The sequence below is a fragment of the Bacillus sp. FSL K6-6038 genome, from assembly GCF_038050455.1.
GTDB classification, from domain to species: domain Bacteria; phylum Bacillota; class Bacilli; order Bacillales; family Bacillaceae_G; genus Bacillus_A; species Bacillus_A pseudomycoides.
Genome location: NZ_JBBOUH010000001.1, coordinates 1,577,599 through 1,591,506 on the forward strand (window position 1 = coordinate 1,577,599; position 13,908 = coordinate 1,591,506).

Consider the following 13,908-nt stretch of genomic DNA (forward strand, 5'->3'; position numbering starts at 1 on the left):
ACAAGTGGTAAGGGCAAAACGAAAATTAGAACATATTGAATACGCTCTTTCCACCGGACAGTCTCGTATACATGGCTTTCATGATATTGCTTTTGTCCATCAAAGCTTGCCAAATTCAAGTTATGAAAGCATTACATTTGAAACGGAAATCGGCGAACTTTCATTAAGTTCGCCGATTTTTATCAATGCGATGACTGGTGGTGGTGGGGATCACACATTACATATTAATGAACAGTTAGCACACGTGGCTAAGCATCATAACCTTGCGATGGCTGTCGGTTCTCAAATGGCTGCGTTAAAAGATGAAAAAGAAGCATCTTCTTATCAAATTGTTCGAAAGGTAAATCCAAATGGAATCGTTTTTGCAAATTTGGGTAGTGAAGCGAGCGTTGAACAGGCAAAACGAGCGGTTGATATGATTGAAGCGAATGCTTTGCAAATTCATTTGAATGTCATTCAAGAACTAACGATGCCAGAAGGTGATCGGGATTTTACAGGCGTATTAGAGCGGATTGAACAAATTGTTACAAGTTCTCCGGTTCCAGTTATAGTAAAAGAAGTAGGTTTTGGTATGAGTAAAGAAACGGTACAGCAGCTAACTGATGTTGGTGTTACGGCTGTAGATGTTGGTGGTTATGGTGGCACAAATTTTGCTGCAGTTGAAAATGAGCGAAGGAAGCGAATGCTTTCTTATTTTAATGATTGGGGCATTCAGACGGTAGCTTCAATCATAGAAGCATCCTCTACAAATAAAAACCTCTCTCTTATTGCATCTGGCGGTATACAAACTGCGCTTGATGTAGCAAAAGCAATTGCATTAGGGGCACGGGCGACTGCTTTTGCTGGGTATTTTTTACGTATATTGATGAATGATGGTATCCAGAAATTAATGGATGAAATAGAACTTTTACATACGGATTTACAATTTATAATGACGGCTCTTGGGGCGAGAACACTCTCTGAGCTTCAGCGAGTGCCGCTTATTGTGAAGGGTGACACGTATCATTGGTTATCGCAACGTGGGATTGATACGACGTGCTATAGCAATAGGTAATGTTTTTTAAGTTTTTTTGCAGGTTATTTATAAATCAGAATAAGATAAGAATAAAAAATCAACCGAAAGAATCAACCGTTCGGTTGATTTTTTTTATGTACCCGCCTCGTACAATGAAGAGGAAAGGGGAAGATGAAATGAATTAGATTATTGAAGTGGATAAAGTAACGAAGTGCTATGAAACTTTTAAAGCACTATCTTTAAAAGTGAAGAAGTAACAAATACAGTGCTAAGTCAGAGAGAATTAGAGGTGTTAATTGTTCTAGCTACTGGAGCGACAAATAAAGAGATTGGTAAGAAACTCTTTATTTCAATTTCAACGGTTAAAACACACATTATTAATATATATACTAAGCTCCAAGTTTCTAATCGTGTAGAAGCAATAAAGAAAGCGTTGGAGCATGGATTAATAACATAATGTATTGTGGGAAAATGAAAAAACAGCCGATGTCGGCTGTTTTTTCATTTTGTTTAATGCTGATTTTGCTTGCGAGCTTGCTCTGGTGTATCAAGCCCAGTTGCTCCAGGATATTGCAGCGATTGGTCGCGGTCAGACTCGACACGGCGCGATTGTTTTAGTTTCTTTTCTTGGCGGTCTTTTCCCATCGTTATCAACACCTCCTTAATAGAAAGTGTTGCTGTTATAAGAAAAACTATGCAAAAAGAAGAAAAGGATTAGTTTTCATAAAAAGTTCCCATAATGGAAATGATAGGAGGAGAAAATATGGATGGAAGTTATTTTTATTTTTTAGCGTGGGTGGGATGGGTTGTTACAACGTTTTTTTTGAAAAAAGATGAAATTCGTTGGAAAGTTAGTGCTGCTATATTAATATTTATTATTTGTTCACAGATAACGGTATCTATTGCTTCTTTCACTGTATCAATAAACGCTCTTATACTCGGTATTATTTCCTTTTTGGGGATTGCTCTATATTCTGTGTGGAAAAAAATATATGCCTTATTGTCGGCACTTATCATTGCTATGCTATATACAAGCTTTCATTTATTAGAGGTGTATGATCCGATTTGGATTGTTATTAATCGAATTTTTATGTTAAGCGGTACTCTTGTATATGCATCAATTTTATTACATCGAGATCGTTTATTGCGTCTATGTTCTTTATATGCCGGAGCACTACAAGGAGAAATATTGGTAACATTTATTTTTCGCAGGCTTCATTTTCCATACGAATTTGGTGGTTTGACATTCTTTGATATCATTGCTGTTTCTACACTACTGGTTATGATGATGTCTTATATCGCAAAATTATCGGCGTATAGAGGACAATTTAGAAAAAAACATGTAAAAGAAAGGCAAGGGTAATACATGACTGAATATACACCAGCCATTTTATGTGGCGTCATTGCTGGAACAGTAACGCGAATTTTGATGCTTCGTACAGATACGAGGCAGTATCCGACACGTTTACATGGAAAAATCATTCACATTGCTATGGGATTAATTGCAGCAGCTTTAGGAGCAATTGCTATTCCATCCATTTTGAAGAAGGATTTTTCAGCGATTACTTTCTTAACATTAGCTGCGTCTCAATTTCGAGATGTTCGAAATATGGAAAGGAATACACTGCAGCAATTAGATGGGTATGAGCTTGTACCGCGTGGAAACACATATATTGAGGGGATAGCTCTTGTATTTGAAAGTCGCAACTATTTAGCGATGTTAACAGCATTTGTGACAACATTTACATATATAGGGTTTCATTCGTGGATAGCTGGTGTAGTTGCTGGCACAGTGGGATTCTTTATTGCCAAAATATTGATGTCTGGTAAAAGGTTACGTGATCTTGTAGACATTGAGCATGTCCCTCTCCGCTTTGAGGGAGCAGGACTATATATTGATAATATTTATATTATGAATATTGGATTGCCCGCAAGGCAAGAAGAAATTATGAAGTATGGAATGGGCTTTATTTTAAAGCCTAAGTCTATTGACGCAAGAATAACAATTTCCAATCTTGGACAACGACAAGCAATCTTACATGATGTATCGGTTGCATTAGGCATATTTAGAGATTCTGGAACCCCGGCGTTAGTCCCCTTAGCTAAGCGCGATTTAGAAGATGGAAGAGTAGGGGTATTTGTACTCCCGCAAGATCAAGATGTAAAAAAAGCGATTGTAGTAATAGGGAATGTACCAACATTAGAAAGTGCGGTTCATATGTCATCAGAGGCCCCAAAAGGAAGGGGAGATATACGATGATGTTAGAAAGCTATATTCTTGCTGTAATTACAACGACGCCAGAAAAGTTTGCTGGGGGGGCACCTTTATTTACTTGTGACTCAAAAGAAGAAATGGAATTTGTAGCAAATAATTTAGAAGCGATTTTAGACGGTATCGCACACCGCTTACAAGAGAATGTATATATTATTGTGAAACATTAGTAACGTGTGCTATAATATGAGATGTTTTGATACGATGAGAAATATTCTGGAATGCAAATCCCTTCTTGCACAAAGAAGGGTTTTTTACATAATAAACAGAAGCAAGTTGAAAGGATGAAATTATATGCCGAAACCAGTAGTGGCAATAGTAGGACGCCCGAACGTAGGGAAATCTACTATTTTCAATAGAATTGTTGGAGAGAGAGTTTCAATTGTAGAAGATATCCCAGGCGTAACGCGAGATCGTATTTATAGTGCGGGAGAATGGTTAAATCATGAATTTAACATTATTGATACAGGTGGAATTGATATTGGAGACGAGCCGTTTTTGACACAAATTCGTCAACAAGCAGAAGTTGCGATTGATGAAGCGGATGTTATCATTTTTATGACAAATGGCCGTGATGGTGTAACAGCTGCAGATGAAGAAGTAGCAAAGATTTTATATCGTTCTAAAAAGCCGGTTGTACTAGCGGTGAATAAGGTTGATAATCCAGAGATGCGTAATGATATTTATGATTTCTATGCATTAGGATTTGGTGAGCCATTCCCAATTTCAGGTACACACGGATTAGGTTTAGGTGATTTATTAGACGAAGCAGCAAAGCATTTCCCTAAGATTGAAGAAGAGGCATATGATGACGAAACAATTCGTTTCTCATTAATTGGGCGTCCAAATGTAGGGAAATCATCACTTGTAAATGCATTGCTTGGTCAAGAGCGTGTAATTGTAAGTAATGTAGCAGGAACGACCCGTGATGCTGTTGATACACCATATAGTAAAGATGGTCAAGATTACGTTATTATTGATACAGCAGGGATGCGTAAAAAAGGGAAAGTATACGAGAGTACTGAAAAGTATAGTGTACTTCGTGCATTGAGAGCGATTGAACGATCTGACGTTGTTTTAGTCGTTTTAGATGGTGAAGAAGGAATTATTGAACAAGATAAAAAAATTGCTGGTTATGCACATGACTCAGGAAGAGCAGTAATTATTGTTGTGAATAAATGGGATGCAGTTAAAAAAGATGAAAAGACAATGAAAGCATTTGAAGAAAATATCCGTGCGCATTTCCAATTCTTGGATTATGCACCGATTGTATTCTTATCTGCGAAAACGAAAAAACGTACACAGACATTATTACCAGTTATTAATGAAGTTAATGAAAGTCATAGTATTCGTGTACAAACAAACGTATTAAACGACGTGATTATGGATGCTGTTGCAATGAATCCAACACCAACGCATAATGGACAACGTTTGAAAATCTTCTACGCAACGCAAGTCGCGGTGAAACCACCAACATTTGTTGTATTTGTAAATGATCCAGAATTAATGCACTTTTCATATGAGCGCTTCTTAAAGAATCGTTTGCGTGAGTCGTTTGGCTTCGTAGGAACGCCAATTCGAATTATTTCTAGAGCAAGAGACTAATGGAGAGGATGTGATTTTATGAAAAAAATCACAGTAGTAGGAGCAGGTAGCTGGGGCACAGCGTTAGCGATGGTATTAGCTGACAATGGTCATGATGTACGTATTTGGGGAAATCGTTCGGAGCTCATGGATGAAATCAATATGAAACATGAGAACAGCCGGTATCTCCCAGGAATTACATTGCCAAGCACAATCGTAGCCTACTCTTCTTTAGAAGAGGCATTAGTAGATGTAGATATAGTACTTTTAGTCGTGCCAACGAAAGCGTATCGAGAAGTATTGAAAAATATGAAAGATATTGTTTCACAGCCAATTACTTGGATTCATGCAAGTAAAGGGATTGAACCGGGAACTTCAAAACGTATTTCAGAAATGATTGAAGAAGAAATTCCAGCGCATCTTATTCGTGATGTTGTTGTCCTATCAGGACCAAGCCATGCGGAAGAGGTAGGGCTTCGTCAAGCGACAACTGTTACTTCAGCTGCTAAACGTATGGAAGCAGCTGAAGAAGTACAAGACTTGTTTATGAATAGTTATTTCCGAGTATATACGAATCCTGATATTGTCGGAGTAGAGCTCGGTGGGGCATTAAAAAATATTATTGCACTAGCCGCGGGTATAACGGATGGCCTTGGATTAGGTGATAATGCAAAAGCAGCTCTTATGACACGTGGTTTAACGGAAATTGCTCGTTTAGGAAGAAAGATGGGTGGTAATCCGTTAACATTTGCTGGTTTAACGGGAATGGGTGACTTGATTGTAACTTGTACAAGTGTCCATAGTCGAAATTGGCGTGCGGGAAATATGCTTGGAAAAGGATATTCATTAGAAGAAGTATTAGATAGTATGGGTATGGTAGTTGAAGGTGTACGAACAACGAAAGCTGCATATGAGATGGCTGAGAAAATGAAAGTTGAAATGCCAATTACGGCAGCCTTATATGATGTACTATTCAATGGAAATAATGTGAAAGATGCAGTAGGGTCATTGATGGGGCGTGTTCGTAAACATGAAGTTGAAGCGATACCTGATTTATTGTAAATAAAAGCTGTATGCGTGAAAAAACACGTATACAGCTTTTTGTTTTTCTGGGTTTTTTCACCATTTATTTCTTTTTGCATACGATGGATTGTAACTTGAAGAGAGGGTGAAGAAAATGGATAATAACATTTTCAATAATATTGAAAAAGAAGCGAAAGTAAATAAAGACGATATTTTTAAATTAGCATCATCTGTACAAAATGCAAATTTACGCGATGAGAAAGTACTACGCCAATTAATCCATCAGGTCGCAGTAATGGCAGGGCGAGAGGTACCAAAAGAGCAAGAAGATCAAATTGTAAAAGCGATTATTAATAATAATATGCCAACAGACTTTAGCTCGTTAAGTAAAATGTTTAAAAAATAAAGCATGAGAAACAAAGGGTTCGAGGATTGCATACGATAGCTATGAAGAAATGGGATTGGAGCTGTTTGTGGGCGTATTTGGTCAACCGAAGCGAAGATGATACATTCGCTTCGGTTTTATTTTTGTTTTTTTATTTACATTTATCCATTTTGATTTTCCAATATATAATTCGCCATTATGAAGAACGAAAGGTGACCTACACTCATTTTATTTATTTGTTTTCACTTGGCATGGACAGGAAGAGGGGCGGACCGCTTCTATGCATGGTCGGATGCTCTCTTCCGCCTGAAAAGAAACGCTTTCTGCCGTTTTTTCAATTTGTACGTATACATAAATATTCTCCAATATATAAGTCTTAGCTGTGAAAATAAAAGGGAGTCTCCACCCACTTTCTCCTTTTGTTTTTACTTGGCATGGGGCAGAAAAAGGATCTAACCGCTTCTATGTATGGTCGGATGCTCTTTACCAGCTAAAAAGAATGGTCATATATTATTTTTCTATTTGTTTAAAATTTTTAATTTGTTAAAATAGTATAAAAATAGATTGATAATTAAGGGGTGTGTATATGTCTGAAGGACTTATAAAAATGTGGTTTTCTTTAGGAGCAATGGGATTCATGTTTATTGCAGTAGCTTTTATTTTATTAAGTAGGCATAAAATAAAGAATAAAATTTTGAAAGGTATTACAGCGCTGGTTGCTTATACACTTATGGTTGTATCTGGGATTGTTATTTTCCTCGTTGTATTTAGTGGGCCAGTCGAACAATAAGAATGAATAATCGCCACTCTTTGTTTTCAAATAGATTGTGGAGAGGTAGGTGGAAATGAATAAACAAGATTTAATAGATGTGAGCGAGAAAATAAAGGATGGATTGTCTGTGAAAAAAAACTATATTATTTTAATATTTTGTTGTATAAGCCTTTTGTCAGGATGTATGTATCCTAGAGAAAATATGAAACAGAATGCTGTCCCTTATGAAGATCAGCTGCAAGCTGTACAAAAGGCAGTCAATACATATAAGGAACAAAATAATGGTTTATTGCCAATTAAAACGCGTGATATGAGCACACCAATTTATCAAAAATATCCAATTGATTTTCAAAAAATTGCACCACGTTATATACAAGAAGCACCTGGAAATGCATATGAAAGTGGTGGTGTATATCAATATGTATTGGTAGATGTAGAAACAAATCCAACGGTAAAATTAATCGATGTAAGAATGGCAGAACAAATTCGGGATGTTAAGTTGAAATTGCAAATGTATCGTGATGAACATCAATATCCTCCTTTTAAAAAGGTTATTGCAGATGGTGTTTATGAGCTAGATTTCAAAAAGATGGGATATAAAGATGTGCCTCAAGTGACAAGTCCATATTCTGGAAAAGGATTACCGCTTGTAATTAATGAAAAAGGGGAAATTTTTGTTGATTATCGAATGGATTTATATGAAATGTTACAAAAAAACGGAGAAAAGTTGAAAGAGGGGGAAGATATTCGTAATATGCTTTTAAAAGATACACCATTTGTGCCCGCATACTCTTTACCGTATACAGTAAGAAACGGAGAACCAATTTTTTTTAAATGATAAGTCATGAACCTTTCTTCTAGCGAATAAGTTCTAGAAGAAAGGTTTTTTCATGTATTACAACTTATGATGCAAACAAAAAGTTTTTTTTAAATAGTCATATGAATTTAGGACAAAATCATATGATATATTGTCCACACTTCTAGAATATTTTTATGTTATTTCATATGATAGGAGACATCAGTGAAGGATATTGTATGTGAATACAAATTGGATTATTCCCAAAAATTTTGAGGGAGGGAATCACTTGGAAAAGGTCGATATTTTTAAAGATATTGCTGAGCGCACAGGCGGTGATATTTATTTAGGGGTTGTAGGAGCTGTTCGAACAGGAAAATCAACGTTTATTAAAAAATTTATGGAGCTTGTTGTTATTCCAAATATCGAAAATGATTCAGATCGTCAGCGAGCACAAGATGAATTACCTCAAAGTGCTGCTGGACGTACAATTATGACAACAGAACCGAAATTTGTTCCAAACCAAGCGGTTTCCATCCATGTTGATGACGGTCTTGAAGTAAATATTCGATTAGTAGATTGTGTTGGTTATACGGTTCCTGGAGCGAAAGGGTATGAAGATGAGAATGGCCCACGCATGATTAATACACCTTGGTATGAAGAACCCATCCCGTTTCATGAGGCTGCTGAAATTGGAACGCGTAAGGTGATTCAAGAACATTCTACTATTGGGGTTGTCATTACAACTGATGGAACGATTGGAGAAATTCCAAGACGAGATTATATAGAAGCAGAAGAACGTGTTATCAATGAGTTAAAAGAAGTGGGTAAACCGTTTATCATGATTATTAATACAGTACAGCCGTATCATCCAGATACAGAACAGTTACGTCAAAGTTTATCAGAGGAGCATGATATTCCTGTATTAGCAATGAGTGTGGAGAGTTTAAGAGAAACAGATGTTTACAATGTACTTCGTGAAGCTTTATTTGAATTCCCTGTTTTGGAAGTAAATGTGAATCTACCAAGCTGGGTTATGGTATTAAATGAGGGACATTGGTTACGTCAAAGTTATCAAGAAGCTGTTCAAGAGACAGTTAAAGATATAAAAAGGCTTCGTGATGTAGATCGTGTTGTTTGGCAATTTAGTCAATATGAGTTTATTGATCGAGCGAGTTTAGCTGGGATTGATATGGGGCAAGGCGTTGCAGAGATTGATTTATATGCACCAGATGAATTGTACGATCAAATATTAAAAGAAGTTGTAGGTGTAGAAATTAGAGGGAAAGATCATTTATTAAAGCTTATGCTTGATTTTTCTCATGCAAAAACGGAGTATGATCAAGTTTCAGAGGCTTTAAGAATGGTCAAACAAACAGGATATGGCGTAGCTGCGCCGGCCTTAGCTGATATGAGCCTAGATGAGCCAGAAATTATTCGTCATGGATCGCGATTCGGTGTGAAATTAAAGGCAGTTGCACCGTCTATTCATATGATTAAAGTTGATGTTGAATCTACATTTGAGCCAATTATTGGTACTGAAAAGCAAAGTGAAGAGCTTGTCCGCTACTTAATGCAAGATTTTGAGGATGATCCGCTTTCTATATGGAATTCTGATATCTTTGGACGCTCGCTTAGTTCAATTGTTCGAGAAGGAATTCAAGCAAAATTGTCTTTAATGCCTGAAAATGCTCGTTACAAATTAAAAGAAACGCTAGAAAGAATTATTAACGAAGGATCTGGCGGATTGATTGCCATTATTTTATAAGGACCCCCCTGCGAGCAGGGGGTTTTTGCTTTTTTATCCCGCTATTTGCAGGCTGTAAGACTCTAGTCTCAAGATTCAGAGAAAAGTGAGGAAGATAGGTGGAGGCGAGAAAAGAAATAGCCATTATCTAATATTTTGTAGCATATTGTCAAGTTTCATCGTTTTTTCACATTTTCGAGGTAACAATTTCTTTAAAAATATTGAATTATACAGGAGAATCGTATAATATAGGCGTTGATAATGATTTATCTACATCTTTGTAGTATAGAATTTGTAAAAATTGCCTACAAATGAAAGTAAGACTCATTTTATGATCATTATACAGTCTTATCTTTGGGAGGAGGTGAATGGCATGAACAAGACAGATTTAATCAATGCTGTTGCAGAAGCAAGTTCCCTTTCTAAAAAGGACGCAACAAAAGCAGTTGACGCTGTTTTTGATTCTATCTTAGAAGCTTTAAAACAAGGTGATAAAGTACAATTGATCGGATTCGGTAACTTCGAAGTTCGTGAGCGTGCGGCTCGTAAAGGACGCAACCCACAAACTGGTGAGGAAATTGAAATCGCTGCAAGTAAAGTACCTGCATTCAAACCTGGTAAAGCGTTAAAAGATGCGGTTAAATAATCCTTACATATTAACAGGGAAGAAGAGTTTCCTTTTTGGAAACTCTTCTTTTTGCTTTTAAAATCATAAATATGCTAGAATGTGTTCGTATCACTTTTAGGTTTTTCGGGAGGGTTAAGCGGATGGCAAAAGTTAACTTAGAACAAATCGAGCAAGCAGTGCGTCTTATTCTAGAGGCAATTGGAGACGATCCAAATCGTGAGGGAGTACTTGATACACCGAAACGTGTTGCGAAAATGTATGCAGAAGTATTTTCAGGTATGCATGAAGATCCAAAGGAGCATTTGCATAAAGTGTTTGGAGAAGAGCACGAGGAGCTTGTATTAGTAAAAGATATTCCATTTTATTCGATGTGTGAGCACCATCTTGTTCCGTTTTACGGAGTTGCTCATGTTGCATATATTCCACGTGGTGGAAAAGTAACAGGTTTAAGTAAATTAGCTCGTACTGTAGATACAATTGCACGTCGTCCACAACTTCAAGAACGTATTACGTCAACAGTGGCTAATTCTATTATGGAAGTGCTAGAACCACATGGTGTTATGGTAGTTGTTGAAGCGGAGCATATGTGTATGACAATGCGCGGTGTGAAAAAGCCTGGTGCAAAAACGGTAACTACAGCAGTGCGCGGTGTGTTAGAAAATGATGCAGCGGCACGTAGCGAAATTTTGTCTTTTATTAAGGCAAAGTAAAGGAAAGCGGGAAACTGCTTTTCTTTTTTATTTATATTATTTTACTTTTGATTCCGGTTGTTTGTAGGAAATACTGTCTATATCCAACAAAACTAGGTGGGGATTACTGCCTGTGAAATCTAAATTCTTATAATGAGCAAGGAGAAATGAGAATTCCATTTTAATGTGTGTTTATGGAGTGAGAGATATAGTCTTTAAAAAATTACATATATTTTGATAGCTGTCCATAAACTTATAGGTGAATGAGTTTTTGTTTTTTATGCGTATTGTATGAATAGAAATCTAACGTATAGTTTATCTTGATTCCCCAAGTTTTGGTTATAGAAAATAGAATGTATGTGTTATAATAGGTTTTATGAATTAGAAAACAAGGGTGATTTTTTGTGTGTGACATCTACGGAGGGTATGCGGATATAAAGGAGCAGTTGCTATCAAAACTGCGCCATCCTTATTTTATAAACTATATTGAAGAACCATTTATTGATGAAGAAAAGGTAGTGCTTTTATACGCTGCTTTAAAAAATGCAAATTTACATAAAGAACAAATTGATCACTATGTTTTAACGATTATGCTTGTACAAATCGCTCTTGATACACATGAAAAAGTATCAAACAAAGCAGATGAAGAAACAAGTGGATTTCATAAGCGTCGTCAGCTTACAGTACTTGCAGGTGATTACTATAGTGGACTGTATTATTATTTACTTTCAATGAATTGTGATATTGTATTAATTCGTGCACTTGCCGAAGGGATTAAAGAAATTAATGAACATAAAATTATGTTATATCAGAGGGCATATGAAACAGTTGATGAAGTAGTCAAAAGTGTTATGACAATCGAATCGGCACTTTTACAAAAAACATGTGATCATTTTCATTTATCACATTGGAAACCATTTATAGCGTATATGCTAGGGAATAAGCGTCTTAAAAAAGAGTATCAATTGCATGCTAAAAGAAAAACTGCACCTGTTTTTCAAGCGGTTCAAGCAACTCTATCAAATGATGATGACAGAAATGTGGAAGCGGTCTTTACAGAGTGGTTGAAAAAAATGGATGAACAAGAAAAATCATTTCTTCAAAGCCATAAAGAAATTGATGAGATAGTTTCCGCTTTAAAAGATAAATTGAAAACATAAGCAATTTTATATTGGAAGAAGGGTAAGCGCATGCAACAATCAAAAGAAGAAAGAGTACATGACGTATTTGAAAAAATCTCTGATAAATACGATGTAATGAATTCAGTTATAAGTTTTCAAAGGCATAAAGCATGGCGAAAAGAAACGATGCGAATTATGGATGTACAACCTGGAAGTAAGGCGTTAGATGTGTGTTGTGGGACTGCTGATTGGACAATTGCACTTGCTAATGCTGTTGGTCCAAACGGAGAGGTACATGGTTTAGACTTCAGTGAAAATATGCTATCTGTCGGTAAAGAAAAGGTAAAGGCATTAGGATTGACTCAAGTGGAGCTTCTGCATGGAAATGCAATGGAACTTCCATTTGAAGATAATACATTTGACTATGTAACAATTGGGTTTGGATTACGTAATGTTCCTGATTATATGCATGTATTAAAAGAAATGGCGCGAGTAGTAAAGCCAGGCGGGAAAGTGATTTGTTTAGAAACATCTCAACCAACGATGATTGGTTTTCGCCAGATGTATATTTTGTATTTCAAATACATTATGCCTTTGTTTGGCAAAATGTTTGCAAAAAGCTATAAGGAATATTCATGGCTTCAGGAGTCTGCTAGCACATTCCCAGGGATGAAAGAATTAGCGAAGATGTTTGAATCAGCAGGACTTGAGCATGTGCAAGTGAAACCATTTACTTTTGGTGTAGCAGCTATGCACTTAGGATTAAAACCGAAATTAAAATAGAAAAAAGACGTTTTTAGGTTAAGGTGAACAATATGAAGTTACAACTTATGTACTCTTTTTTACGATCGGATATTGATGTAATAGAAAAAGAATTAAAAAAGGTTGTTGCCTCAGAGCAACAACTAATAGAAGATGCGGCATTACAGCTTATCGAAGCTGGTGGTAAACGAATTCGTCCTGTATTTGTGCTACTTGCGGGGAAATTCGGAGACTACAAGTTAGATGCAATTAAACATGTTGCAGTTGCTCTAGAGCTCATCCATATGGCTTCGCTTGTTCATGATGATGTAATTGACGCAGCGCTCTTACGAAGAAGTAGTGCAACTGTAAATGCAAAATGGGGAGATCGTATTGCGATGTATACGGGAGATTATTTGTTTGCAAAGTCTCTAGAGTGCATTACGAATTTAGAAGTTCCAGAAGCTCACCAGGCATTATCGTATACAATTTTGGAAGTGTGTAAGGGTGAAATCGAACAAATTAAGGATAAGTATGATTATAATCAAAATTTAAGAACGTATTTACGACGGATTAAGAGAAAAACAGCATTGTTGATTGCGGCTAGTTGTCAGTTGGGAGCTATTGCTTCTGGGGCAAGTCGTGATACTGTAAATCGTTTGTTTTGGTATGGTTATTTTGTTGGAATGTCGTATCAAATTATTGATGATATTTTAGATTTCGTTTCAACAGAAGAAAAATTAGGAAAACCTGCTGGTGGAGATTTATTGCAAGGAAATGTCACACTTCCAGCTTTGTATGCAATGGAAGATCCAAAGCTTCGTGCAAAAATTGTATCCGTACATGAAAATACAACTGCAAGTGAGATGAAAGAAATTATTCACGATATTAAAACAAGTCCAGCAATTGATCGGGCATTTGCATTTAGTGAACGTTATTTACATAAAGCATTAGAGGTAATAAAACCTTTGCCACGTGGACAGGCAAAATATGCGTTGCAAAATGTTGCAAAGTATATTGGAAAACGAAAATTTTAATGACTTTCTTTTACAAATAAAAAAATCTCTCTATTTCAAAACTATTGCACAATTGTGATAAGGGTGTTAATATGTGTGTGGGGATATACAATTACATA

16 protein-coding genes and 1 pseudogene are annotated in these 13,908 nt (G+C 36.3%); 16 read left to right on the plus strand and 1 reads right to left on the minus strand.

The annotated features are described in order from the left end of the window. The first annotated feature begins 4 nt into the window (after nt 1–4). Nucleotides 5–1,054, plus strand: coding sequence for a type 2 isopentenyl-diphosphate Delta-isomerase (gene fni, locus NSQ40_RS08025; RefSeq protein WP_098187774.1), 1,050 nt, complete (start codon nt 5–7; stop codon nt 1,052–1,054). Nucleotides 1,055–1,280: 226 nt separating this feature from the next. Further along, the gene (locus NSQ40_RS08030; RefSeq protein ID WP_080547189.1) at nt 1,281–1,472 is read left to right on the plus strand and encodes a response regulator transcription factor; all 192 of its coding nucleotides are present in this window, start codon (nt 1,281–1,283) and stop codon (nt 1,470–1,472) included. Between the two features lie 53 nt (nt 1,473–1,525). Here the strand turns inward: NSQ40_RS08030 and NSQ40_RS08035 are convergent, their stop codons facing one another. After that, nucleotides 1,526–1,660, minus strand: coding sequence for a YpzI family protein (locus tag NSQ40_RS08035; RefSeq protein ID WP_003206535.1), 135 nt, complete (start codon nt 1,658–1,660; stop codon nt 1,526–1,528). 118 nt (nt 1,661–1,778) lie between these two features. On the opposite strand from NSQ40_RS08035, the pseudogene NSQ40_RS08040 reads away from it, so the two are divergent. From NSQ40_RS08040 to hepT, 14 genes and pseudogenes are all read left to right on the plus strand, one after another. Continuing rightward, nucleotides 1,779–2,389 (plus strand): annotated as a pseudogene (locus tag NSQ40_RS08040) (YphA family membrane protein). Continuing rightward, complete coding sequence (locus NSQ40_RS08045) at nt 2,382–3,275, plus strand: YIEGIA family protein (protein ID WP_258248223.1); 894 nt, start codon at nt 2,382–2,384, stop codon at nt 3,273–3,275. Before NSQ40_RS08040 ends, NSQ40_RS08045 begins: the two are co-directional and overlap by 8 nt. Continuing rightward, nucleotides 3,272–3,457 carry a capping complex subunit for YIEGIA gene (locus tag NSQ40_RS08050; protein ID WP_016114087.1) on the plus strand — a complete coding sequence of 62 codons (186 nt, stop codon included), beginning with the start codon at nt 3,272–3,274 and terminating at the stop codon, nt 3,455–3,457. Before NSQ40_RS08045 ends, NSQ40_RS08050 begins: the two co-directional genes overlap by 4 nt. A 124-nt stretch (nt 3,458–3,581) precedes the next feature. Next, nucleotides 3,582–4,892: a ribosome biogenesis GTPase Der gene (der, locus tag NSQ40_RS08055; RefSeq protein ID WP_003206531.1), complete on the plus strand. Its 1,311-nt coding sequence runs from the start codon at nt 3,582–3,584 to the stop codon at nt 4,890–4,892. Between the two features lie 18 nt (nt 4,893–4,910). Further along, a complete protein-coding gene (locus NSQ40_RS08060) occupies nt 4,911–5,933 on the plus strand; it encodes an NAD(P)H-dependent glycerol-3-phosphate dehydrogenase (RefSeq protein WP_003196326.1) in 1,023 nt (340 codons plus the stop codon). 115 nt (nt 5,934–6,048) lie between these two features. Continuing rightward, the gene (locus NSQ40_RS08065; RefSeq protein WP_000369751.1) at nt 6,049–6,300 is read left to right on the plus strand and encodes a stage VI sporulation protein F; all 252 of its coding nucleotides are present in this window, start codon (nt 6,049–6,051) and stop codon (nt 6,298–6,300) included. Between the two features lie 565 nt (nt 6,301–6,865). Beyond that, a complete protein-coding gene (locus NSQ40_RS08070; RefSeq protein WP_016114089.1) occupies nt 6,866–7,069 on the plus strand; it encodes a DUF2768 domain-containing protein in 204 nt (67 codons plus the stop codon). A 109-nt stretch (nt 7,070–7,178) separates the two neighbouring features. Continuing rightward, nucleotides 7,179–7,889, plus strand: a complete 711-nt coding sequence (locus NSQ40_RS08075) for a hypothetical protein (RefSeq protein ID WP_026008435.1) — start codon at nt 7,179–7,181, stop codon at nt 7,887–7,889. A gap of 247 nt (nt 7,890–8,136) precedes the next feature. Continuing rightward, nucleotides 8,137–9,615 carry a stage IV sporulation protein A gene (spoIVA, locus tag NSQ40_RS08080; RefSeq protein ID WP_016114091.1) on the plus strand — a complete coding sequence of 493 codons (1,479 nt, stop codon included), beginning with the start codon at nt 8,137–8,139 and terminating at the stop codon, nt 9,613–9,615. Between the two features lie 352 nt (nt 9,616–9,967). After that, on the plus strand, nt 9,968–10,240 hold the full coding sequence (locus NSQ40_RS08085) for an HU family DNA-binding protein (protein ID WP_001043860.1): 273 nt from the start codon (nt 9,968–9,970) through the stop codon (nt 10,238–10,240). A 122-nt stretch (nt 10,241–10,362) separates the two neighbouring features. Next, complete coding sequence (gene folE, locus NSQ40_RS08090) at nt 10,363–10,932, plus strand: GTP cyclohydrolase I FolE (RefSeq protein ID WP_003206523.1); 570 nt, start codon at nt 10,363–10,365, stop codon at nt 10,930–10,932. 383 nt (nt 10,933–11,315) lie between these two features. After that, on the plus strand, nt 11,316–12,071 hold the full coding sequence (locus NSQ40_RS08095; protein ID WP_003206521.1) for a heptaprenyl diphosphate synthase component 1: 756 nt from the start codon (nt 11,316–11,318) through the stop codon (nt 12,069–12,071). Nucleotides 12,072–12,101: 30 nt separating this feature from the next. Beyond that, the gene (locus NSQ40_RS08100; protein WP_003206519.1) at nt 12,102–12,815 is read left to right on the plus strand and encodes a demethylmenaquinone methyltransferase; all 714 of its coding nucleotides are present in this window, start codon (nt 12,102–12,104) and stop codon (nt 12,813–12,815) included. A gap of 32 nt (nt 12,816–12,847) precedes the next feature. Continuing rightward, the gene (gene hepT / locus NSQ40_RS08105; protein WP_003206518.1) at nt 12,848–13,810 is read left to right on the plus strand and encodes a heptaprenyl diphosphate synthase component II; all 963 of its coding nucleotides are present in this window, start codon (nt 12,848–12,850) and stop codon (nt 13,808–13,810) included. Nucleotides 13,811–13,908: the final 98 nt, after the last annotated feature.